The organism is Sorangium sp. So ce1335 (assembly GCF_051521615.1).
GTDB lineage: Bacteria > Myxococcota_A > Polyangia > Polyangiales > Polyangiaceae > Sorangium.
On record NZ_CP150363.1, the window covers coordinates 7,141,941 to 7,163,523 of the forward strand.

The window sequence follows — 21,583 nt, forward strand, 5'->3', positions numbered from 1 at the left end:
GCTCACCGCGCCGCCCAGAGGGCGAGGAGCGCGTACGCGATCGCCACCGCCTGGATGATCGAGAAGCTCAGCAGGCCGGCCGGCAGGAAGTCGAAGAACCCGAACCGGATCGGCCTGCCGTCGACGTCCCTGAGGTCGGCCCGCTCCGTGAGCGCCTGCGCGAGCGGGCCGGACGTGGCGGCGGTCAGGAAGAGCGAGCTGCCCGCGCAGACCGACAGGGCGAGGCCGACGTAGACGGCGGGCCCTGGCAGCCGCGCGGCCAGCGACTCGGCCACCTCGAGGAGCGCCGCCATGCTCGGGCCCGCCGAGAACAGCCCCGTGAGCACGCCCGCCAGCACGAGGAACACGACGAGCTGGAGCGACGGCGCTATCGGCAGCCGCTCCAGCGAGCGCGCGACCTCCTCGAAGAGGCCGGTGCGCCGCACCGCCGCGACCATGACGAAGAGCGAGAGCAGGAAGAGCACCGCCTCGATGTCGAGCCCCGTCCTCGCGAGCCTCTCGCCGAGCGCGCGCGCCATGAGCAGCGCCGCGCCGGCGCCGAGCCAGCACACGAGCTCGGGGCCGACGCCGAGCTCCGGGGGCAGGAACAGCCACGCGGCCACCATCGCGGCGAGCGAGGCCGCCGCCGGCGCGAGGAGGCGCCGGTCGACGCGCACCCGCCGGTGCAGCGCCTCCATCGCCGCGCGCGTGAGCCGCGCCGAGACAGGGTCGCGCGGCACGCCCGCGGCCGGGCGCACGGCGAAGCGCACGACGAAGAGCAGCGCGGCGAGCGCGCAGAGCGTCGCCGGGGCGGCGCGCGCAAGGTAGTCCCCGAACGTCATGCTCCCCCGGCCGAGCAGCAGGATGGCGGGGAAATCGCCGATCGGGGTGGCGGCCCCGCCGAGGTTGCAGGCGACGAGCAGGAGGCCGAGCAGCCAGGAGACGTACCGCTGCCGGGTGCCCATGAGCTTGAGCAGCACGTGCAGCACCGGGAGCACGAGCACGAGCGCCGTGAGGTTGTTGACGACGCCGCTCACGAGGTACATCGCGATCGAGAACACGAGCAGGACGCGGAACGGATCGGCGCCGCTCAGCCGCGTCGCCGCGACGGCGACGCGATCGAAGAGCCGCGAGGCCGCGAAGAGCTGGGAGAGGAGCCCCAGCGTCACGAGGATGACGAGCACGTCCCAGGGCACCTCGGCGAGCAGGCGCTGCGCCGTCGCGACCCCGAGCAGCGTCGACGCGAGGCAGGCGAGGGCCGCGCCGCCCGTCACGATGAGCACGCGGCGCGACGGCACCAGGGCCTGGAGCAGGAGCGCGCCGAGCAGGACGGTGAAGAGGGCGGCCTGGGGCGCCGTCACGTCGCCTCGCGCGCGGGATCGAGCAGGCGCGGGCGGCCGGCGCCGCCGCTCGCGAGCGCGGGCTCGGGCGCGGCCGCGCGCGGGGGCGGCCCCACGAGGCGCGAGAAATCGCCCGCGCTCGTCTCGACCATCCACCGCGGATAGACGGTCATGGGCCGGCCGAGGATGTCCCAGCCGATCAGCGAGCGGAACTGGGTCCGCACGTCGGGGCCCGAGACGCGCAGCCACGAGGGGCTCACGTGCGCCGCGTGCCCGTCGGTGCCGTAGACGAAGGTGAGGAGCGCGCTCCTCCGCCCGGCCCAGCGCTGGAGCTCCGACAGCCCCACCGGCTCCATGAGCCCGTCGTAGTTCGCGAGCACCCGGCGGAAGTCCGGATCGAGCCCGCCCGCGTCGGTGACGAGGCCCACCTCGGCGCCGGAGAGCCGCGGCACGAGGGCGTCGAGGCAGTCGGCCTCCAGCCCCACGACGAGCAGCCGGGTCACGCCGCGGAGCGCCTCGAGGACGCCCGCCGGGTCGAGCGGCGCCTCGTCGATGCCGGAGAGCCGCTGCTCGGCGATGAAGTCGAGGACGGGGAACTCGCGCCCGAGCTGGTCGCGGGCCTCGCCGACGAGCGGGGCGCCGCCGGCCTCCATCAGCTCGCGGACGAACAGCCGCGCCGCCGAGCGCATGCCAAGCTCCGCGGCCACCATCCGGAACGCCTGTCCGAGCGCCGGCGGCAGCGCCATCAGGTGGGCTCCGCCGCGGCGCGGGCGCGCGCCGCGCGCGTGAAGAGGGCGTCGAGCAGGCAGATCATCGCGGCGTTGGCGAGCGCGTGGTGCGGCGGGCCGTCGGTGAGGCAGTCGACGAGCGCGGCGAGCTCCGGCGAGCCCTTCGGGGCGAGGCGCGTGAGCGGCGCGAGCGGGATGCTCAGCGGGTAGTCGTGATCGTCGCCGCGCGCGAGGTGGGGCGGCAGGCGGATCGGGACGGGCAGCGACTCGCCCGCGGGCGCGCCGCCCTCTTGGGAGGGCCCGAGCTCCTCGAGCAGGAGGCCGAGCAGGCAGACGAGCGTGTAGCTCGCGCCGCGGTGGTGGACCGGCCCCTCGCCGACGATGCACCGGACGACGAACGCGCGCTCCTCGGCGTCGGGCATCCAGGGGGCGAGCAGCGCGTCGAGCCGCTCGGGCCGGATGAGCGCCGACACGACCGACGAGGGCAGCGGCGCGTGGCGCGGGCCGTGGTGGTGCGGGCCGTGGTGGTGCGGGCCGTGGTGGTGCGGGCCGTGGGGGCGAGGCGGTCGATGCGACGGCATGAGACAGGCTCAGCGTAGCTCCGCGGCGCGGCGCCGATCCAGGCGGAGTGCGCCGGGTCATGCCGCGCACAGCACCGCCGTGCGTATGCCGGTGGTACAAGCACCGCATTCGCCCGCACACGCGCGCCTCGCTCCGCGACCGGAATGCGGAGCCGTGTCGTGTGGCCGGCGACGCAACGGACGATCTCCTCTCACGAGGAGCCAAGGAGGCACCATGAAAGCACGGAACCTTTGGGCGCTCGCCATTTCAATGATGCTCCCGGCCTGCTCCGGCGACGGCAGCGGCGAGACCGGCGGCGGAGCTGGCCAGTGCGCCGCCGGAGGGACAGGCACCCTCGCGCTCGATATCGAGTCGGCCGTTCCGGCCGACGTCCGCGTGAGCGACGCCGCCGGCGTGGTGGAGGGCGGCACGGCCGCCGAGAGCCGCACGCTCGCGCTGCCGGCGGGCGAATACCGCGTCAGCGCCCACCGCGTGCGCAGCGCGGGCGAGATCGTCGGCCCCGCCTACCAGGGCGCGATCGAGGGCGAGGACACCGTGTGCGTGCGCGACGGCGAGACGACGACGGTCGCGGTGCGCTACACGCGCGAGCCCGGGAGCGAGAAGCTCTGGGTCACGAACGCCAACGGCGAGGGCCAGATCCTCGCCTTCGACGCCGAGCAGCTCGCGGCGGGCGGCGAGCAGACCCCGAGCGTGATCCTCGACGCGGGCCTCACGAGCCCCACGGCCCTGCGGGTCGACGGCGCGGGGCGCCTGTGGATCGGCGATCGCGCGGGAGAGCTCGCCGTGTACGACGCGGCGCGCCTCGGCGCGTCGAGCGGCGACGCGCCCGACGCGGGGCTCGCGGGCCCCGGCCTCTGCGAGAAAGCGTCGCCGTGCGGCCCGGGCGCCATGGCCTTCGACGCCGAGGGCGCGCTGTGGGTCGCGACCCTGAGCCGCATCGTGAAGATCCGGCCCGACGCGCTCGACGCGCTCGACGGCCCGCTCGAGCCCGAGCCCGAGATATCGATCACGAGCCCCGACGCGACCCGCCCCGAGTCGCTCGCGTTCGACGCCGAGGGCAACCTGTGGGTCGGCGACGGCGCCACGAACGGCGTCGTCGAGTTCGCCGCCGAGCGGCTCCGCGCCAGCATCGTCGACGAGCCCGCCGACGTCGTCCTCCTCGGCCAGAGCGGGCCGCCCGTCGTCGCCAACCTGCGCGGCCCGCAGGGGCTCGCGTTCGACGCCGACGGCAACCTGTGGGTCGGCTACTTCGCGGGCAACCAGCTCGTGCGGTACACGCCGGAGGAGCGCGCCGAGAGCGGCACGCTGACGCCCGAGGTCCTCTTCGACATCGACGTGCTCGCGCTCGTGACCGACCTCGCCGTCGACGAGTCCGGCAACCTGTGGATGCCCGGGAGCTCGGGCTCGCTGTACCGCATCGACGCCGAGGAGCTCACGAGCGAGGAGCCCGCGCTCGTCGCGCTCACGAGCGACGCGATCGGGAGCGCGGTGAAGCTCACGCTCAACACCGTCGCGGGGCCGACCTACATCGCGCCTTGAGCAACTCCGCGCGTCGTACACGCCGCGTCGTCATCCCACGCTCAGCCCGCCTGTCCGCGGTGGTCCGGCCCCGCGACGAGATCGATTTCGTTCGACGGGGGCGCAACTTTTCAGCGTAGCGTGACGGAATGACCCTGCGACGCGATCATGCCCTCTCCTGCACAACGCTCCTGATCATCGCATGTGGACTGGCCGGGTGCGGCAAGGCCTCCACGCGCCCCGCTGCCGCGCCGGAGCCCGCGGCCGCGCCGGACGCCGCGGCTGCGTCGCTGACGATCCGGCGCTCGGCGGACGACATCATCCTCGCGGCGAGGCTGCCGGCCGACACCGCGCCGCGCGCGTCGTTCGAGATCCACCGCCTCGACGCCCACGCCGCGTGCAGCGCGGCGCAGGCGCGCCTCTCCGCCAGCGTGAACGTGAACGCGCGCGCCGACGCGGGGGGCGGGCCGAGCGCGCTCACCGTGTCGAGCCTCGTCATCGGCGGCCTCGGGCTCGCGGGCGGGATCACGACCACGGTGCTCGCCGCGGGCCTCGAGGCGCCGCCGATGCCGGCGCCGGGCACGCCCTCGCTCCCGGACGCCGAGCCGCCGGACATCGAGGGCAAGACGGGGGTCATCGTGGCGGGCGTCCTCACCGGCGTCGTCGTCGTGGGCGCGGTGGTCGGGACGCTGCTGCTCGTCGGCGGCGACGACGACGAGGACGAGCAGCGCAAGCGCAAGCTCGACCTCGACCTGGGTGGCCCCGGCGCGCGGGGGCTCCGCGACGCCCTGCGCGACTTCGAGCTCGCGTGCCCGGACGAGCCCGCCGAGGACGCCCTCGCGGGGTGCATCGAGAAGGCGCGCGCCCTCCGCAGGACCTGCGCGGCCCGGTGACGCCGCGCCGGGGCGGCTCCCCGGCCTCCCCTCCCCCACGCGAGGGTCGTGCGATGCTTCGGGAACCGCCAAGGCGCGGCGCGCCTCTCGACGCGCGCGGCGCGCCTCGACGTCCTCCGGGCCGCGCTCGCGCGCTGGTGCGGCCCGGCGTGTGACCGCATGACCGCGCGAAGCGCCTCGCTTCGCCGCGCGGAGAGCGCCTACGCTGCGCCCTGGAGCCGGCGCACACGGCTCCGGGAGACGAGATGAAGCGCATTCACCTGTTCGAGCTCGAGGACCTCGCGTGGTTTCCGGGCTGGCTGCGGACCTGCATGACGCGCCTGATCGTGACGATGCACAGGGCGCTCGGCTCGAGCGACGAGCTGGCCGAGCTGATCGCGAGGGCGCTCGAGGCGTCGGGCGCGCCGCGCATCGTCGACATGTGCTCCGGGAGCGGCGGGCCGATGCTCGACGTCCTCCGGATCCTGAACAAGAAGCCCGGGCTCGAGCACGTCACGCTGACCTTGACCGACCTGTACCCCGACGAGGAGGTCGCGCGGCGCATCAACGGCCAGGAGGGGAGCAACGTCTCGTACCGGCTCAGCCCCCTGGACGCCACGCAGGCCGACGGCGAGGCGGCGGGGCTCCGGACGATGGTCGGCAGCTTCCATCACATGAAGCCGGACGCCGCGCGGAAGATCCTTGAATCGGCCCAGCGGAGCAGACAGCCCATCTGCATCTTCGAGATCAGCGACAACAGCTTTCCGCGCTTCCTCTGGTGGACAGCGCTGCCTGCCAGCTTCGTCATGTGCCTCCTCATCACGCCCCTGGCGAGGCCCATGACGGCGCGGCAGCTCGTCTTCACCTACCTCGTCCCGATCATCCCCCTGTGCTTCGCGTGGGACGGGGCGGTGTCGAACGCGCGGACATACACGCTCTCCGATCTGGACGAGCTGCTGCAGGGGCTCGATGACGAGGGCTACCGGTGGGAGAAGGGCGTGATCCGCGGGCGGGCCAGGAAGCTCTACCTGCTCGGCCTCCCGACCCGGGGCGCCGGCGGCTGAGCGGCGCCGCCGCATCCCGCCGGGGCTACTGGATCCATTGATCGATGTAGAACCCCGTATGCCCGCCCGGCACGGACACTTTCCCCGCGACCGGCGTGAACGTCCCCGAAGGCACGATGTTCTCGGCCGGAGCGCCGCTCGGGAGGATCTGATACCAGGTGAGCCGCCCGAGCCCTTTCGCATTCGTGGTGATGCGGAGGTAGACGTTGCCGTTCTTGTAGAGGGCTCCGCCGCTCACCGGGTCGCCCCAGAACGGCGCCCAGGCCACGTCCCTGGGCAACGCGAAGGTCTGGGTGCCGCTCAGCTGGGGCGGTGAGTCGTCACCGCTGACATGGGACAGCACGAGGCTCTGGGACCCGAGCGCCGAGAGCGCCTGCGGGTTCACGTACCAGTATTCGGTCGCCTCCTTGTAATTGGCGACCTTCCCGTCGCCGATGACCAGCGTCCTGGCGAACGGCATCCCGCCGAGCTTCAGGGTGTAGAGCCGCCAGGCCCTGCCGTCCGGATCGAGCTGCGGCGCGGCCGCCTCGCCGACGACCTCGGCGGCGTCCTCGTCCGGCGCGTAGCACCCGGGCGTGAAGAGCGATGCACCTACGCATGCGCTGAGCAAAGCTGATCGCCATTGCATGAACAGATCTCCTTCTGCGGTGTCGCGCGATGAAGCTCGTCACAGCGCCGCGTATCCCCCGTTGGTGGCGCCGGCCGAGACAGGCCCGTATAAAGCAACCTGTATCCATTCTCAAGCAAGAGCAGGAATTCACCGCCCCAGGCGAACAGGCACGCCGGACGACGGTAGCCGCTCAGAAGAGCTGGACGTCGTCGATCTCGATCGCGAGCGGCTGCCCCGCGGGCGAGCGCCAGATCAGGCTCATGACGTACCAAGGGTCGAACGGCACCCGTGTCCCCCACCCCTGCTGCGTCAGATCCCACCAGGGCAGCTCCACGGGGGTCCACTCCGGTCCGACCCAGAGGTCGACGCCGTGATGGTCGTAGCAATCCGAGCAGAGCCCGCCCTCGGGCATGGTGAGGAGCGTGCCGATCTCGAAGCGAACCGGGGCGCCCTGGCCACGGACGTAGAAGCGGATGCCCTCGAACCCCACCATCTCGACCGGCCCCCCGTCGAAGGAGAGGATGACGCCGGCGCCCGCCGCGGACGGCATCTCGGGGGCGTAAACTCCGAGCCCGGTCGGGCTGAACGCCCCTGCCACGGGGTACAGGTCGACCCTCGGGATGGTCCCGTCGTCCCACGTCATCCAGGGCCCCGTGAACGGCGGGTGGCTGCCGGCGTAGGGCGAGGTGGCGTGGAAATCGCCGTCCTCGAAGCCGTCGATCAGGGTGCCCGCTATCGGGCAGACGAGCTGCCACTGGCAGTCCGGATCGGCGCAATCCGCCAGCCCGTCCCCATCGTCGTCGTGGCCGTTGCTGCAGGCCGCGTCGGAGTCCTCGCGCCCCGTCGTGACGTCGTCGACCCCGATGACGATGTCGAGCGTCCCCTGGCCGACGGAGACCACCTCGTCGTCCGCCCGGAACTGGAACGCGACGGTCGACGGCGCGCCTTCGTTGATGAAGACCGGCGTCGGGTTCGGCGACGTCAGGGCCGCCGGGACCTGCTGGTAACCGGAGCCGGTCCACCGCTCGAGGAGCCAGCCCGGCTGCAGGTACACGTCATAGCGGCCGACCGGCAGCACCTCCGTGAGCGCCGTCGTGTCGCCGTCTCCGTGGACGAGCCGGCTCGTCGGACCCACGATGTCGAACCACGCGTTCGACAGGCGGTACGTCGCGCCCGTGACGCTGGTCCCGACGAGGGAGAGGCGGATCGATCCGACATCGGACGCGTCCTCGGCGCCGTCCGGCGCCTCCGTTCCACAGCCAACCGGGACCGTGACGACCGCCAGCACCGAGCATACGAAGAGCTGTCGCAAGTGTCTCATGATGACTTCGTATCAGAGACCCTCGCGCATGAGAAGCGTGCCCGGCGGACGCGCGATGACGGCGCGCCGCCGTCATCGCGCGTCATCCAGCCTCTTCGACAGGAGGCGAGGAGCGGCGCGTGTCGGCGCGTGTCGGGAGCACGCGCGCTTTCGCGCGCTCTCTTCACATCGCGCCGGGTGCGCCGGGCACCGAGCGCCGGTCAGCGGGTATCCACCGCGCGCCCTGCGCCGGCGGACGCGCCCTTCGCGTGCCGCTCGATCTCCCGGGCGTAGCGCGCCCGCTCCTCGGCGAAGGCGCGCGCGACGCTCGGGCGCTGCAGGAGGCGCGCGTGGTACGCGGGGAGCGCCGGCCAGGCCTTCAGATCGATGGGCGTGACCTGCGACCAGTTCAGCACCGTGAAGAGGTAGGCGTCCGCCACCGAGAAGCGATCGAGCAGGAACTCCCGCCCCGCGAGCCGCCCGGCCACCCAGCCGAGGCGCGCGTCGGCCTTCGCGAGCGCGTACGCCTTCGCGTCGGCCGGCGCCGCCTTGTCCAGGAGCGGCACGTAAAGCGCCTTGTGGAGCTCGGTCCCGATGAACGAGAGCCACTGCTGGAGCCGCGCCCGACCCGCCGGATCCCGCGGCGCGAGCTCGGCCTCCGGATACCGGTCCGCGATGAGCTGCAAGATCGCCGCGTTCTCGGTGACGAGCTCGCCGCCCTCGATCTCGAGCGCGGGCACGAGCCCGAGCGGGTGAATCGCGCGAAAATCGGCGCCATCCTCGGTGCGCTTCGTTCGCGGGTCGACCTCGACGTACGAGACCTCGGCGCCGGCCTCGTAGAGCGCGATGCGCGCGGAGAGAGAGCATGCGAGCGGGGAGAAATAGAGCTTCATGAACAAGCACCTCCTGACGACACGAACGTGCCTCTCCGAAGCCTGTGCGTCCAACGCATCATCGTGATAGGATCGATGCGTGCAACGCATAACATATCTCCCTGCGCCCTCCGCCATCGGGCCGCGGCCCCAGCTCGAGGTCCGCGATCTGGAGCTCGTCCTCGCGCTCTCGGCCGCCGGCAGCACGGCGGGCGCCGCGTCGGCGATGCACATCACGCAGTCCGCCGTGAGCCGGGCGCTCGCCCAGGCCGAGGAGCGGATCGGCGCGCGCCTGTTCGAGCGCACCGCGCGCGGGGTCACGCCGACGGCCGCGGGAGAGCGGCTCATCGCGGGGGCCGGGCTCGTGCTCGCGCAGCTCCGGGAGCTCGAGCGGGAGGTCGCGGCGCCGGCCCCCGCGACGAGGCGCGTCCGCCTCGTGTGCGAGTGCTACACGGCCTACCGCTGGCTGCCCTCGGCCATGGCGAACCTCCGGCGCAGGCTGCCCCGCCTCGAGGTGGAGCTCGCGGTGGAGCACACCCAGGATCCGGTCGGCGCCCTCGCCCGGGGCGACATCGACGTGGCGCTGCTCACGACCGCGGCGCTGCCGGCCGCCCGCGAGGCGCGCGCCGCGCTCGTGGAGCGGCCGCTCTTCTCGGACGAGGTCGTCTTCGTGGTCTCGACCTCGCACCCGCTCGCCGGGCGGGCGTCGATCACGCGCGACCACCTCCGGGAGAGCCCGCTCATCACGTCGAACACGCCGCCGGCCGAGGCGCGCTGGTTCCTGACGACCGTCTTCGGCCGACAGAAGCCCAGGCTCGAGTTCCTGCGCTTTCCGCTCACCGAGGCCGTCATCGACGCGGCGCGCGCCGGCATGGGGATCGCGGTCCTCTCGGAGTGGATGGCGGACGGGTACCTCGACGGCGGCGACCTCGCGGTGAAGCGGCTGTCGTCCGGCCCGCTCCGCCGTCCGTGGCGGATGGCCTACCGGCGCGAGGCGGAGGACGCCGCGGAGCGCCTCGTCACGGCGCTCGATGGCTCGGCGCCCCGGCTCCACCGGCGCGCCGGGTGAGGCGCGGCGCCTGGGGCATCAGGGCGCGGCCCCGGGGCGCGGGGCCCCGGGCGCGGCGGCCCCGGGCGCGGCGGCCCCGGGCGCGGCGGCCCCGGGGCGCGGCGGCGCCGGGGCGCACGGCTCCGGAGGCTTCAGGGCGGCGGCCCCGGAGCGCGCCGGCGCCGGGGCGGCGGCGCTGCCCGAAAAAAATCGCCCGCCGTGTCGATCGCGCGGCCCCTCGTTCGTCGCCCCATCGAGGCGGGGGCTCACCCCCGCCCGGTCCGTCCTGAAGCCGGGCTCCGAGCACGAGAAGGAGACACGACGATGCGGTTCATGATGCTGATGATCCCGAAGGGGTACGAGAGCGCAGCGCCGGGCACCATGCCAGACGCGAAGGCCGTCGCCGCGATGATGAAGTACAACGAATCCCTCCAGAAGGCCGGCGTGCTGCTCGCGCTCGACGGCCTCCACCCGCCCTCGATGGGCGCGCGCATCGAGTTCCCCGGCGGGAAGCCCAGGGTGATCGACGGGCCTTTCGCCGAGGCGAAGGAGGTGCTCGGCGGCTACTGGATGATCCAGGTGAAGTCGAAGGAAGAGGCGATCGCGTGGGCGTCGCGCTGCCCCTGCTCGGACGACGGCGTGATCGAGATCCGCCAGGTGCAGGAGCTCTCCGACTTCCCCGCCGACGTCCGCGAGGCCGCGCCCGGGCTCTCCGAGATACTGCGGCAGGGCGCGCCGGCCGGGGCGCCGTAGCCCCCGCGAGAGGTCTGGCCTCCTTCGCCGACTCGCGTGGCGATCTCGCTGTCATCGGCGCTCGCGATCGGATGGCGGTGCGGCGCGCCACACAGCGAGGACGGGAGCGACCGTAGCCCGGCGGGCTCCGGGTGTGCTTCCATGGCCCGCGCGCTGTTTCTGGCAGCGCCGCAGCCCCCATGGAGCCATGTCCGACACCAACAAGCGCCGTGTCTTTGCCGCCCTCTCCCGAGCCGATCTCCTGCTTCTCGGCCGCACCTTCAAGCTCCAGATCAGCCGGCGCATGTCCGTGGAGGAGCTGCACAACGCGCTCGTCAAGAGCGGGCGGGCAAAGGTAGACCAGATTCTGCACGAGCTGCCCGACGCGTCGCTGGCGAAGATCGGCGCCACCCTCGGGCTGCCGGCGGGGGCGGAGCGGGCGGCGGCGATCGTGCGGATCCTGGAGGCGACCGGGGAGGCGGCCCGGCCCGCGCCGGCGCCGGCCGCGGACGAGGAGCAGACCGCCACGAGCGCCCCTGTCGAGGTGCCAGTCGCCGAGGCGCCTGCCGCTCCGGCCGCGGGTCGGTCGGATCTGACGCTGGCGATCGAGGTGGAGCCGCGCAAGCCGAGGCTGGCGTGGCAGGGGATGGACCGGCGCGAGCGGGCCGTGTCCGTGCCGACACAGGTGGTGGAGGTCGTCCGGCCAGGCAGGGCGGTGGACCGGGGCGATTCGCTGGTGAACACCGAGGCGCGGGCCGCCGCGGCGCGCAGCGAGAGCGCTTTGCCGCCGAACCGGCTCATCTGGACCAACGACAACCTGGTCGCGCTGGCGACGCTGCTCGACGAGCGCGACGTCGTGACGAAGGACTACAAATACCGGGGGAAGGTCGATCTCGTCTACATCGACCCGCCTTTCATGGTGAACAACGACTTCCGGGCCGATAACACGATCGACGTGGAGATCGACGACGAGGAGGGGGTGCAGGCGACCAAGGAGCCGTCGCTGGTGGAGATCCTCGCCTACAAAGACACGTGGCGGCAGGGGCTCGACAGCTTTCTCACGATGCTGAGGCGGCGGCTGGAGCTGCTCAAGGAGCTCCTCGCGCCGACGGGGACCATCTACGTTCACCTGGACTGGCACGCGGTGCACTACGTCAAGGTGATGATGGATGAGCTGTTCGGGTACGAGAACTTCCTCAACGAGATCGTCTGGAAACGCACCAGCGCGCGCGGAGACTCCAAGGGATTCAACCTGATCCACGACACGATCCTCAGCTACGGGTCTCGCTCCGCGTACTGGCACCCGGTGAACGCGCCGTTCACACCCGAGTATGTGCGCTCGCACTACAGCCAGATCGATCCCAAGAACGGAAAGAGGTTCACGCTGGTCTCGATGCGCAGCCCGAACCCTCGGCCCAACCTCATGTATATATGGAAGGGCTACAAGCCCCACGCGAACGGGTGGGCCTATTCACCCGAGACGATGGCGCAGCTCGACGCACAGGGGCTCATCAGCTACCCGCCTGGCGGACCGGGGAAAGGGCAGCTTCGCCTGAAGCGCTACCTCGACGAGGAGGGCCTGCCCCTCTCGGCGCTCTGGGCCGATATTCCCGCGGTCAACTCTCAAGCCGTCGAGCGCCTCGGGTACCCGACGCAAAAACCCGTGACGCTGGTGGAGCGCATCATCTCCGCCTCCTGCCCGCCCGGCGGGGTCGTCCTCGACTGTTTCATGGGCTCCGGCACCACCTGCGAGGCGGCCGAGCGCCTCGGCCGCCGCTGGATCGGCATCGACAACGGCAAGTATGCCATCCACCTCGCCCGCAAGCGCCTGATCCAGCTTCACGGCCAGCCTCGCCCGCCCGAGAAGCCGCAGGCCGACTACGTCGAGTGCGACAGGTGCCACAACGTCGAGCGCAAGGAGAGAAAGCAGCGGAGCCCCGGCCCCTTCGCCGTGCGCCCCTTCACCGTGGAGAACATGGGCGTCTACCAGCGCGCCGAGCAGTGGCAGGACTTTCAGACCCAGCGCAGCCGCTACCGCGACGAGATGATCAAGGTCTTCGGCGGCGAGCCGGTCAACCACTCGCCGCTCCTCCACGGCAGGAAAGGAGACTCGTGGATCCACGTCGGCCCGCTCGACGGCCCGGTGGCGTCGGGCCAGGTCTGGAGCATCGCCCGCGAGGCCCAGCGCACCGACCGCAAGGCGGTCACCGTCCTCTCCGCCGACTTCGACACCCTCTCGGGCAGCGACAAGGACGCCGTCAAGGAGCACACCGGCGTCACCGTCACCGTCCGCGCCATCCCGGCGAGCGCGATCGAGGAGGTCAAGCGCCGGATCGAGCTGCTCCGCGCAAGGCCCGACGCCCCCATCGAGTCGATGGCCATCCCGGCCTTCTACGCCCCGCTCTCCATCGTCCTGAGCCATGAGGTCTCGGGCCGCACCGCCCGGGTCACGCTCGAGCGCTGCGAGATCGACATCGACTCGTTCATCGCCAGCCAGCGCCCCATCCTCAAGCCCGTCACCGACGGCATGACGCCCGCGGCGCGCAAGAAGGCCAAGGCCGAGCAGGACAAGTGGACGGCCCGGGAGGCGGAGCTCCAGAAGTGGCTGGCGAAGGCGACCAGCTGGCAGAAGTTCGTCGATTTCTGGGCCGTGGACTCGGATTATGGGCACCGCGTCGACGCGGACGGCAAGCCCATCTTCGAGAACGAGTGGCAGAGCTTCCGGGTGCGCAGGTCGAAGGGCGAGGCCGAGCCGCTGGTGTTCACGGCCGAGCTCACGTACCGCCAGCCCGGCCGCTACCGCGTCGCGGCGCGGGTCACCGATGTCTTCGGCAATGACGGCATCGCCGCGATCGACGTGGAGGTGAAGTGATGCTCACGCTGACGAACGAGCTCCGAGGCCAGGCCAGGGTCATCCACGAGATCGGCCGCCTCGTCGACGCGTGGCGGGGCTTCCCGCTCGGGCGGGCAGCGGAGCCTTACCCCGCCGCGCCGCCGCGCTACGAGCCGGCGCACGACGGCGAGCACGCGCTCACCGAGACCTCGCTCACGCTCCTCCTCCACTGGTTCCGGCGCGAGCCGCACATGATCGGCCACGCGCCGAAGGTGCACGGCTTCAAGTACTGGCCGCACCAGCGGCGCCTCGTCGAGACGTTCATCTACCTCTATGAAGTCCGCCGCATCCGGCGCACGGAGCAGCTCTACGCGCTGGCCGGGGTCGATCCCACGGAGCCCCAGCGCGATCCCTGGGCGAAGCTCGGCGGCCAGCTCGCCACGGGATCGGGCAAGACCAAGATGATGAGCCTGCTCATCGCCTGGGCTTACCTGAACGCCGTGCGGGAGCCAGACAGTGACCTCGGCTTCGGCCGGCACGCCGTCCTCATCGCGCCCGGCCTCTTCGTCCGCGACCGGCTCCTCCAGGACTTCTTCCCCGAGGACGACCGGCCGCCCATCTTCTGGTCGGATCCCGTCATTCCCCCCGAGCTGGAGAGCGACTGGGACCTGAAGGTCTACTCTCCGGACACCTGCCCTCTGAGGCTGGATCCCGAGGAGGGCGCGCTCGTTGTCACCAACTACCACCAGCTCCTCCGCACCAGGGACGACGCCCCTGACCTGCGGCCGACCTCGCCGCACATGCGCCAGATGGAGCTGCTCTTCGAGGACGCCGACCCCTCCAGGCTCGAGGCCGTGCAGTCGCCCTTGATCGATCGCTTCGGCCGCTCGCGCGGCCTGGTCGTGCTCAACGACGAGGCGCACCACGTCTGGGACGAGGCCGGGCACGCGCAGTTCGAGCAGAAGGCCAAGGTCAAGAGCGGCGGAGACGACGCCGAGGCGGCCATGGCCTGGATCCGCAGCATCCGGCGCCTCAACGGCGACCGCCAGGGCCCCGGCCGGGTCGCGCTCCAGGTGGATCTCTCGGCGACGCTCTTCCAGGAGCAGGGCGCGAAGAAGACGGCCGGCAAGACGTCGGGCTACGATACCGTCGAGTTCCGCGCACGGGACCTGTTCCGCCACACCGCGGTGCACTACGGGCTCGCCGAGGCGATCCGCGACGGCATCGTCAAGAAGCCGGTGCTCGAGCGCGTCATCGTGCGCGACAAGCAGACCGGCCACGCCGAGGAGCTCATCGACAACGGCGCCCCCGACGCCTGGGCGAAGTACCGGAACCTCCTCGTCACCGGCATCGAGCGCTGGAAGAAGGTCCGCGATCAGCTCGCCGACGAGGGCGACCGCCGCAAACCCCTCCTCTTCATCCTCTGCAACGATCGCAACGAAGCACGCGAGATCGCCAACTACCTGGCCCATGGCCAGGCCGTCCGTGAGGACCTGTCGAGCCGCGTCCCGACCGGCTACCTCGACCCGACGACGGGCTCGAGGCTGTTCATCGAGCAGGGCGCCGACGGCGTCGCGCGATCCACCGTGATCGAGATCCACATCGGGCAGAAGGAGGAGTCGAACGAGGCCGAGTGGGAGAAGATACGCCGATCGGTGAACGCCATCGATCATGACGAGATCCTCGACCCCGAGGGGCGCACCGACGATCTGGGCCGCCCCTTGACGGTGCCGAACCCGTACAACGTCGTCGTCAGCGTGATGATGCTGAAAGAGGGTTGGGATGTCCGCAACGTGAAGGTGATCGTCCCGACGCGCCCCTGCGATTCGCGCACGCTCACGGAGCAGACGCTGGGCCGCGGATTGCGCAAGATGCACCACCCGCTCATCGACGACGAGGGCGCGGCGGAGCTGAAGGCGGAGGAGCTGTACGTGATGCAGCACCCGTCGTTCAAGCAGATCATCCAGGAGATCGAGGATCTGGTCGAGGTGAAGGACACGGGGGAGATCGATCACCCCCGCGAGTACGTGCCCGTCGAGCTGAAGGCAGACGTCGCGGCCCGCGAGCAGGTCGACGTCCGCCTGGTTCGCTTCGAGGGTCTACGCGAGGTCCGCACCGACTGGCGGAGCTCGATCGTGGTCCGCGAGCTGCCCGCGCTCAAGTACCGGCAGCCCTGGAAGGACGATGTCCCCGAGAAGGACGTCCGCACCTACCTCCAGCGGGCGCTCTCGCAACACGAGGAGGAGGGGCAGAGCTTCGTCCTGCCCGAGGCGTATACCTTCCATGGCTTCGACAACCTCGTCGAGGTGGCCTACGTGCGCCCGATGCTGAGGGAGATGCGCGCCTCGTTCCAGCACAAGACGGCCGTGAAGGAGATCGTGAAGGAGTACCTGAAGCACAAGACGTTCCTCCTGCCGCCGGGGGTCGTGCCCGATTTCGACAGGATCCTCGAGACCGACCAGGCCCACATCGCTTTCTACAACCTCGCCCGCGCCGACGTGATGGAGGCGGTGAAGAGCGCCCTCGTGCCGGTGCTCCAGAGCGCCATCCATGGCGAGCGCCCCGCCACGCCGGCGGATCTGTCGATCCGGCGCTCCGCGTTCGATCTCGGCAGCTATCAGGCGCTGAAGCGCCACGTCCTCGAGGCGCCACGCAAGTCGGCGTTCACCTGCGCGGCGATGGACAGCGCGGAGGAGCGCCGGTTCGCCGTGCTCCTCGACGGCGCGGTGGACGTCACCGGCTGGGTCTACAACCATCGGAGCGGCGTCGGCTACTCCATCAGCTATGACTGGCAAGGCTACACTGCCCACTACTTCCCGGACTTCATCGTGCGCGCGAAGCTCGGGCAGGTGTTCCACAACTTCATCATCGAGGTGAAGGGACGGCTCGACGATCGGGACAAGGCGAAGGCGAAGCGTGGCCGTCGCACCTGCGAGACGCTCACCGAGCACGACCAGGAGCCGTGGCACTATCTCCTCCTCATCGAGAACGAGCCCAGCGGCCGCACCGACATCACGTGGTGGGAGCGGCTCTCCGTGCAGGAGATCGGCCGCCTGCTCGAGCACCATGAATCCTTGCCCCTCTACCCGGACCAGGAGCCGCTCTTCCAGCAGAATACCTTCCAGATCGTGTCCACGGTGGCCGAAGCCGAGCAGTTCCAGAGCGCGCTGCCCGTCTACGACCTGTCCGCGCACGCCGGTGCGATCTCCACCTCGCAGGCGCCCGTGCCCATCGGCTGGGCGCGGTTGAAGTCCACGCATCCCCTCGACCGCAGCATGTTCGCGGCCCGCATCGTCGGCGAAGCGATGGAGCCCGGCGTCCCCGACGGGTCCTGGGCCATCTTCCGGATGTTCCCCGCCGGGACGGCGCCGGCGCCGACGGCCCTCGATGGGCGACGTGTGATCGTGCAGCTCCGCGACGAGGATCCCGACACGGGCGGAAGGTATACGTTCAAGCGCTGGCGCGTGACCCGGCTCAGCGCCGAGGGCGGTGTCGAGGAGGTCGAGCTCCGCGCGGACAACCCAGCGTTCAAGGCACGGAAGTTCCGGTCCCAGGGCGGGGAGATGCGGGTCGTGGCCGAGCTCGTGGAGGCGGTGAGGTGAGCGCTCCGGCAGGCCGGTCCAGCGCCGGGGCGCCCTGCGGCGGGCCCGCTGCGCGCGCGGCCAGGTAGAGGGCGTGGCGGGCGGCGAGCGGCGCGCGATGACGCGCCCCCGGGCCCGAGCTCAGCGCGGCGCTCGCCTCGTGGCCTCCCACCGCTCCAGCGTGACGACGAGCCGAGCCGCCCCGAGGATGCCGGCCGGGAGCACGAGGAGCAGCGCGCAGGGCAGGAACGAGAGCAGCGCGAGGCCGGAGCCGAAGCCCATCACCGCGGCGAGGTTCCGGCGCACGAAGGCGACCCGCGCCGCCACGGGCACGCCGCGGATCGACAGCGGGCAGTCGCAGAGGTCCCACGCCCCCGCGAGCGCCGTCACCGCGAGCTGAAGCGGGACGACGACGACGCTCGCCGGCGCGAAGAGCAAACCCACGACGCCGAGCACGAGGAGGATCGGGAGCGTGAAGGCGAGCGCCACGAGCGACGACTGCAGCGCGCGCCACATGTCCGCGAAGAAGCCGACGTCCGGCCACGCGGGCGCCCCGAGATCGGCCTCGGCCCTGCGCACCATCCGCTCCAGCGCGGGCCCCGAGAGCGGCTTCGCGAGCCCGAACGAGAGGGCGAGAGCGGCCACGAGCACCACCGCGAGCGAGAGGATCCGCAGCACGATCATGAGCGCGGTCCAGAGCGCCCCTGTCCCCGGCTCCTTCACGACGAGCGCGACGAGCGAGGGCGCGAGCTCCACGCCGACGATGGCGAGCACGACCGTGAGGACGAGCGCGATGCCCGTGGGGACGAGCGCGAGCGGCCAGAGGTCCGGCGTGCGAAAGAGGTAACCGTAGCCGCCCAGCATGGCCTTGAGGCCCGCCCCGAAGCCGGGGCGTTCGAGCGGCGCGAGCGCCGCGGGCCGGATGGGCGCGGGCGCGGTGGGAGAGCCAGGGGGAGCATCGGGGGTGATCATCCGGCGACGAACGTCTCAGCGGTCGGGCGCCCGGTCAATGCCCCCCTTCCGGCGCTCCGCTGGCGCGGCCGCGCTCGAAGCCAGGGGCCCTCCCCGCGGTGACGAGGGCCCCGCCGTCCGGACTACATGTCCCGGACGACGACCTCCGCCTGCTTCAGCGCGCGGGCGTCGCGCAGCGGCGAGTTGCCGAACATGCGCGAATACTCGCGGCTGAACTGCGAGGCGCTCGTGTAGCCGACGCGGAACGCCGAGACCTCGGCGCCCAGGCCCTCCTCGACCATCAGGCGGCGCGCCTCGAGCAGGCGCAGGCGCTTCTGGTACTGCAGTGGGCTCATCGCGGTGGCCTCCTTGAACCGCTTGAAGAACGCCGCCCGGCTCATCCCTGCGGCGCGCGCGAGCGCGGCGATATCGACGTCCTCGTCGAGCGACGCCTGCAGGTGATAGACCGCCTCGGCGATGCGGTGGGCGTGGCTGCCCGCGCGGACGAGCTGGCGGATCGCCGGGCCGTCGGGGCCCTTCAGCAGGTGGAAGATCAGCTCCCTCATCACGAGCGGCGCGAGCACCGTCGCGTCGTCGGGCGTCACGAACAGCGCGCCCAGCCGGAGCGCGGCGTCGAGCATGCGGTCGCTCGCCTTGCCGATGAAGATCGCGCGCCCCGGGTGATCGAGGTCGTCCGGCCTGGCGCGGTCGAGCTGCGCCGCGACCTCGCGCAGCGCGACCGCATCGAAATCGATCCTCAGGCACAGGAGCGGCTGCGCGGGCGACACGCCAGCGACACGGCTCGTCACCGGCAGGTCGATCGGGCTGACGATGTAGTGCGGCTCGCGCTCGCGATAGACCTGCCCTTCGAGCAGGATCTCCTTCGTGCCCTGCACGACGACGCAGAACGACGCGCGCCAGTGCCGCTTCGCGCGCTGCTGCGGGCGCGAGACTTTGATGCAAGAAATTCCGGGCACCGGCGCGGCGTGCACGCCGTCGCCTGGGCACCACCGCGCGACGAGGTCTTTCAACTGGTCGCGCCCGGGGATCACGGTCGCAGCCTAGCCCTGCGTAGACGATCGGGCAAGAACTGAAGACGGCCGTGTATTTCGCGGGCGCCGCGGCGGTGCCATGGTGGATCGCGAACCAGGGAGTCGCTCGCGAGCCAGGGAGTCGCTCGCGAGCCAAGGAGCGGATCGCGAGCCAGGGAGTCGCTCGCGAGCCAAGGAGAGGTTTCCCATGCGTGTCTTCCTCACTGGAGCCAGCGGCTTCATCGGCTCTGCCATCATCCCGGAGCTCGTCCGCGCCGGCCACCGCGTGGTCGGCCTCGCGCGCTCGGACGCGTCCGCCGCGAAGCTCGCCGCCGCCGGCGTCGACGTGCACCGCGGCGATCTCACGGATCTCGACAGCCTGCGCCGCGGCGCCGCGGCGTGCGACGGGGTGATCCACTGCGCGTTCCCTCACGAGGACTTCAACGACTACGCCGGCAACTGCGCGAAGGACCGCGGCGCGATCGAGGCGCTCGGCGGCGCGCTCGCGGGCTCCGATCGCCCGCTCGTCATCACGTCCGGCACCGCGCGCTTCACGCCGGGCCGCGTCGTCACCGAGGACGAGGCGCTCGACCCGTCGGCCAGCGGCCCGCGGGCCGCCTCCGAGCAGCTCGCCTTCTCGTTCGCGAGCCGCGGCGTGCGCGTGTCCTCGCTGCGGCTGCCCATCGTCCACGGCGACGGCGACGCAGGGTTCCTCGCGACGCTGATCGAGATCGCGCGCAAGACCGGGCGCTCCGGGTACATCGGTGACGGCGAGAACCGGTGGCCCGCGGTGCACCGGCTCGACGCCGCGCGGCTGTTCGTCCTCGCGCTCGAGGAGGCGCCGGCCGGCGCGCGGCTCCACGCGGTCGGCGACGAGGGCGTCCCGACCCGCGACATCGCCGGCGTCATCGGCCGCAAGCTCGGCCTGCCGGTCGAGTCGGTCCCGAAGGAGCACTTCGGCTGGCTCGGCGCGTTCTTCGCGTCCGACACCCCCGCGTCGAGCGCGCTCACGCAGGCGCGGTTCGGCTGGAAGCCCGCGCAGGCGGGCCTGCTCGCCGACCTCGAGCACGGCACCTACTTCGCGCGCGCATAGCCGAGCTCTTGCCAGCGGACAGCGGGACCGGGCCGGCGGTGAATCGCCCTCAGAGCACCGTTGGCAGCCTCGATCTGCATTTCACCATCACGCGGTTGTCTCGGATGGCGTCTCCCTGGAGACCGCGCCGCGGCGCCCCCCGGAGGCGGCGCGGCGGCGCAGCGCGCGCAGCCCGAGGACGAGCGCGCCCACCTGGACGAGCGCCAGCCAGCGCGCGCGGGCGCCCGGCGGCGATGGCCCGGCCGCGCAGCCGCCCGCGGCCGCCGGCGGCGCGGGCGCCTCGTACCTGCAGCCGTGGGTGCGCGCCGCCCCGGCCACGGGCGAGCAGACGCCCCCCTGGGGGCAGGGCTCCGGGTCCTCCGGGAAGCAGAGCGCGCTGCACGTCGGGCTCTCCTCCCCGTCGAACCGCTCCCCGTCGAACCGCGCGCACATCCCGAACTCGCACGCCTCGTCGCGATCGCACGCGGCGCCGATCGCGCCCGGGCTCGGCCGGGGGTACCTGCACTGCGATGCTCCCGGCGCGCCGCCCTCACAGCGCATCGAGGCGGGGCAGTCCGCGGGGCCTCCGCACGCGCGCGAGCAGTAGGGGAAGCTCGGCGCGTCCTCCGGCGACACGCAGAGGCCCGAGGCGCAGTTGCCCGGCTCCACGCAGGGCTCGCCGGCCTGCCCGCCGCGCGCCTCGATCGCCGCGAGCAGCGGCTCGATGAAGCCGCCGAGGTGCGCGTCGACGCGGGCGGCGCTGGCGCGCTCGGCGCACGCCTCGTCGCCGCGCGAGATCACGCCGAGCAGGACCTCTCCCCCGCCGCCCGCGCCGAGGACGGGCCCGCCCGAGTCGCCGGCGCAAGCGCTGGAGGGCGAGGGCGTCAGGGAGAACGTGAGCGCGTCGAGCTCGCCGACGACGGCCGTCCCTTGCATCCTCCGGGCGTCGCCGCGCTCCTCGGGGTCCTCCCTGCCGAAGCCGACGATCCGGACGCTCCGGCCGGCGTCCTCGTCGGTCAGGGGCTCCGCGCGCACCGGGATCGGCGCCACGTCGAGCGGCTCGCGCAGGAGCAGCAGGCCGATGTCATGATCGGCAGCGCCAGCCCGGTAGTCCGGAGAAGGCCACGCTCGCGCGACGTCGACGTGGACGCCCTCGGCGGCGGACGGCCCCACGAGCACCGTGTCCGGATGGCTGGCGAGGCAGTGCGCCGCAGTGACGACGACGCGCGGTCGGATGACGACGCCCGTGCACCCGACGGCGCCGCCCACGGCGATGCCGACGACCGCTGAGTCCTCGGTCGCCGGCGTGCCGTTCCTCACCTCCTGCCGCGCCTCGGCGGCGTCCAGCGGCAAGGGACCGTCCGCGGGGGCGCACCCCGCCCCGCAAAGCAGGAGCAGGGCGGCCCCGCAGGCCATGGAGTGAACGCGGCCCCTTCGATGCATGGATACGTCGTTGGCTCAGCGTCGCGC

17 protein-coding genes are annotated in these 21,583 nt (G+C 72.2%); 8 read left to right on the plus strand and 9 right to left on the minus strand.

Features of this window, described 5'->3' with window-relative positions; translation table 11 throughout:
* Nucleotides 1-2: 2 nt before the first annotated feature.
* From WMF24_RS26370 to WMF24_RS26380, 3 genes are read right to left on the minus strand one after another with little or no spacing between them, the layout of a single operon-like run.
* Nucleotides 3-1,340 (minus strand): SLC13 family permease, encoded by a 1,338-nt coding sequence (locus WMF24_RS26370; protein ID WP_437730150.1) that lies wholly within the window; start codon nucleotides 1,338-1,340, stop codon nucleotides 3-5.
* A complete protein-coding gene (locus WMF24_RS26375; protein ID WP_437730151.1) occupies nucleotides 1,337-2,065 on the minus strand; it encodes a hypothetical protein in 729 nt (242 codons plus the stop codon). Before WMF24_RS26375 ends, WMF24_RS26370 begins: the two co-directional genes overlap by 4 nt.
* On the minus strand, nucleotides 2,065-2,628 hold the full coding sequence (locus WMF24_RS26380) for a hypothetical protein (protein ID WP_437730152.1): 564 nt from the start codon (nucleotides 2,626-2,628) through the stop codon (nucleotides 2,065-2,067). The genes WMF24_RS26375 and WMF24_RS26380 overlap by 1 nt, the downstream gene beginning before the upstream one ends.
* Nucleotides 2,629-2,842: 214 nt before the next feature.
* Here WMF24_RS26380 and WMF24_RS26385 point away from each other — a divergent pair, with 214 nt between their 5' ends.
* From WMF24_RS26385 to WMF24_RS26395, 3 genes are all read left to right on the plus strand, one after another.
* Entirely contained in the window at nucleotides 2,843-4,168 is a 1,326-nt protein-coding gene (locus WMF24_RS26385) for a Vgb family protein (RefSeq protein WP_437730153.1), read from the plus strand.
* 128 nt (nucleotides 4,169-4,296) lie between these two features.
* Nucleotides 4,297-5,040 (plus strand): transcriptional regulator, encoded by a 744-nt coding sequence (locus tag WMF24_RS26390; protein WP_437730154.1) that lies wholly within the window; start codon nucleotides 4,297-4,299, stop codon nucleotides 5,038-5,040.
* 245 nt (nucleotides 5,041-5,285) lie between these two features.
* Nucleotides 5,286-6,083 (plus strand): hypothetical protein, encoded by a 798-nt coding sequence (locus WMF24_RS26395; RefSeq protein ID WP_437730155.1) that lies wholly within the window; start codon nucleotides 5,286-5,288, stop codon nucleotides 6,081-6,083.
* 25 nt (nucleotides 6,084-6,108) lie between these two features.
* On the opposite strand, the gene WMF24_RS26400 is transcribed toward WMF24_RS26395, so the two are convergent.
* The 3 genes from WMF24_RS26400 to WMF24_RS26410 form a co-directional block, all read right to left on the minus strand.
* Nucleotides 6,109-6,711 carry a hypothetical protein gene (locus WMF24_RS26400; protein WP_437730156.1) on the minus strand — a complete coding sequence of 201 codons (603 nt, stop codon included), beginning with the start codon at nucleotides 6,709-6,711 and terminating at the stop codon, nucleotides 6,109-6,111.
* 172 nt (nucleotides 6,712-6,883) lie between these two features.
* Nucleotides 6,884-8,014, minus strand: coding sequence for a hypothetical protein (locus WMF24_RS26405; RefSeq protein ID WP_437730157.1), 1,131 nt, complete (start codon nucleotides 8,012-8,014; stop codon nucleotides 6,884-6,886).
* A gap of 200 nt (nucleotides 8,015-8,214) precedes the next feature.
* Nucleotides 8,215-8,886, minus strand: a complete 672-nt coding sequence (locus WMF24_RS26410) for a glutathione binding-like protein (RefSeq protein ID WP_437730158.1) — start codon at nucleotides 8,884-8,886, stop codon at nucleotides 8,215-8,217.
* 79 nt (nucleotides 8,887-8,965) lie between these two features.
* On the opposite strand from WMF24_RS26410, the gene WMF24_RS26415 reads away from it, so the two are divergent.
* The 4 genes from WMF24_RS26415 (at nucleotide 8,966) to WMF24_RS26430 (ending at nucleotide 17,080) form a co-directional block, all read left to right on the plus strand.
* On the plus strand, nucleotides 8,966-9,934 hold the full coding sequence (locus WMF24_RS26415) for a LysR family transcriptional regulator (protein ID WP_437730159.1): 969 nt from the start codon (nucleotides 8,966-8,968) through the stop codon (nucleotides 9,932-9,934).
* A 303-nt stretch (nucleotides 9,935-10,237) separates the two neighbouring features.
* Nucleotides 10,238-10,666: a YciI family protein gene (locus tag WMF24_RS26420; RefSeq protein ID WP_437730160.1), complete on the plus strand. Its 429-nt coding sequence runs from the start codon at nucleotides 10,238-10,240 to the stop codon at nucleotides 10,664-10,666.
* Nucleotides 10,667-10,853: 187 nt separating this feature from the next.
* Nucleotides 10,854-13,517 (plus strand): site-specific DNA-methyltransferase, encoded by a 2,664-nt coding sequence (locus WMF24_RS26425; protein ID WP_437730161.1) that lies wholly within the window; start codon nucleotides 10,854-10,856, stop codon nucleotides 13,515-13,517.
* Nucleotides 13,517-17,080, plus strand: a complete 3,564-nt coding sequence (locus WMF24_RS26430) for a hypothetical protein (RefSeq protein WP_437730162.1) — start codon at nucleotides 13,517-13,519, stop codon at nucleotides 17,078-17,080. The genes WMF24_RS26425 and WMF24_RS26430 overlap by 1 nt, the downstream gene beginning before the upstream one ends.
* Before the next feature lie 120 nt (nucleotides 17,081-17,200).
* On the opposite strand, the gene WMF24_RS26435 is transcribed toward WMF24_RS26430, so the two are convergent.
* Together WMF24_RS26435 and WMF24_RS26440 are read right to left on the minus strand one after the other, a co-directional pair.
* The gene (locus WMF24_RS26435; protein ID WP_437730163.1) at nucleotides 17,201-18,031 is read right to left on the minus strand and encodes an EI24 domain-containing protein; all 831 of its coding nucleotides are present in this window, start codon (nucleotides 18,029-18,031) and stop codon (nucleotides 17,201-17,203) included.
* Nucleotides 18,032-18,153: 122 nt separating this feature from the next.
* Nucleotides 18,154-19,062 (minus strand): AraC family transcriptional regulator N-terminal domain-containing protein, encoded by a 909-nt coding sequence (locus WMF24_RS26440; protein ID WP_437730164.1) that lies wholly within the window; start codon nucleotides 19,060-19,062, stop codon nucleotides 18,154-18,156.
* Between the two features lie 187 nt (nucleotides 19,063-19,249).
* Here WMF24_RS26440 and WMF24_RS26445 point away from each other — a divergent pair, with 187 nt between their 5' ends.
* Nucleotides 19,250-20,134 (plus strand): SDR family oxidoreductase, encoded by an 885-nt coding sequence (locus WMF24_RS26445; RefSeq protein WP_437730165.1) that lies wholly within the window; start codon nucleotides 19,250-19,252, stop codon nucleotides 20,132-20,134.
* Between the two features lie 87 nt (nucleotides 20,135-20,221).
* On the opposite strand, the gene WMF24_RS26450 is transcribed toward WMF24_RS26445, so the two are convergent.
* Complete coding sequence (locus WMF24_RS26450) at nucleotides 20,222-21,556, minus strand: trypsin-like serine protease (RefSeq protein WP_437730166.1); 1,335 nt, start codon at nucleotides 21,554-21,556, stop codon at nucleotides 20,222-20,224.
* Between the last annotated feature and the right edge of the window lie 27 nt (nucleotides 21,557-21,583).

Excerpts from the sequence above, each read along its gene's own strand:
- WMF24_RS26395 (WP_437730155.1), top strand. The coding sequence starts at position 5,286 with ATGAAGCGCATTCACCTGTTCGAGCTCGAGGACCTCGCGTGGTTTCCG.
- WMF24_RS26410 (WP_437730158.1), bottom strand. The coding sequence starts at position 8,886 with ATGAAGCTCTATTTCTCCCCGCTCGCATGCTCTCTCTCCGCGCGCATC.
- WMF24_RS26400 (WP_437730156.1), bottom strand. The coding sequence starts at position 6,711 with ATGCAATGGCGATCAGCTTTGCTCAGCGCATGCGTAGGTGCATCGCTC.
- WMF24_RS26450 (WP_437730166.1), bottom strand. The coding sequence starts at position 21,556 with ATGCATCGAAGGGGCCGCGTTCACTCCATGGCCTGCGGGGCCGCCCTG.
- WMF24_RS26430 (WP_437730162.1), top strand. The coding sequence starts at position 13,517 with ATGCTCACGCTGACGAACGAGCTCCGAGGCCAGGCCAGGGTCATCCAC.
- WMF24_RS26380 (WP_437730152.1), bottom strand. The coding sequence starts at position 2,628 with ATGCCGTCGCATCGACCGCCTCGCCCCCACGGCCCGCACCACCACGGC.
- WMF24_RS26385 (WP_437730153.1), top strand. The coding sequence starts at position 2,843 with ATGAAAGCACGGAACCTTTGGGCGCTCGCCATTTCAATGATGCTCCCG.
- WMF24_RS26375 (WP_437730151.1), bottom strand. The coding sequence starts at position 2,065 with ATGGCGCTGCCGCCGGCGCTCGGACAGGCGTTCCGGATGGTGGCCGCG.
- WMF24_RS26420 (WP_437730160.1), top strand. The coding sequence starts at position 10,238 with ATGCGGTTCATGATGCTGATGATCCCGAAGGGGTACGAGAGCGCAGCG.
- WMF24_RS26390 (WP_437730154.1), top strand. The coding sequence starts at position 4,297 with ATGACCCTGCGACGCGATCATGCCCTCTCCTGCACAACGCTCCTGATC.
- WMF24_RS26405 (WP_437730157.1), bottom strand. The coding sequence starts at position 8,014 with ATGAGACACTTGCGACAGCTCTTCGTATGCTCGGTGCTGGCGGTCGTC.
- WMF24_RS26425 (WP_437730161.1), top strand. The coding sequence starts at position 10,854 with ATGTCCGACACCAACAAGCGCCGTGTCTTTGCCGCCCTCTCCCGAGCC.
- WMF24_RS26445 (WP_437730165.1), top strand. The coding sequence starts at position 19,250 with ATGCGTGTCTTCCTCACTGGAGCCAGCGGCTTCATCGGCTCTGCCATC.
- WMF24_RS26435 (WP_437730163.1), bottom strand. The coding sequence starts at position 18,031 with ATGATCACCCCCGATGCTCCCCCTGGCTCTCCCACCGCGCCCGCGCCC.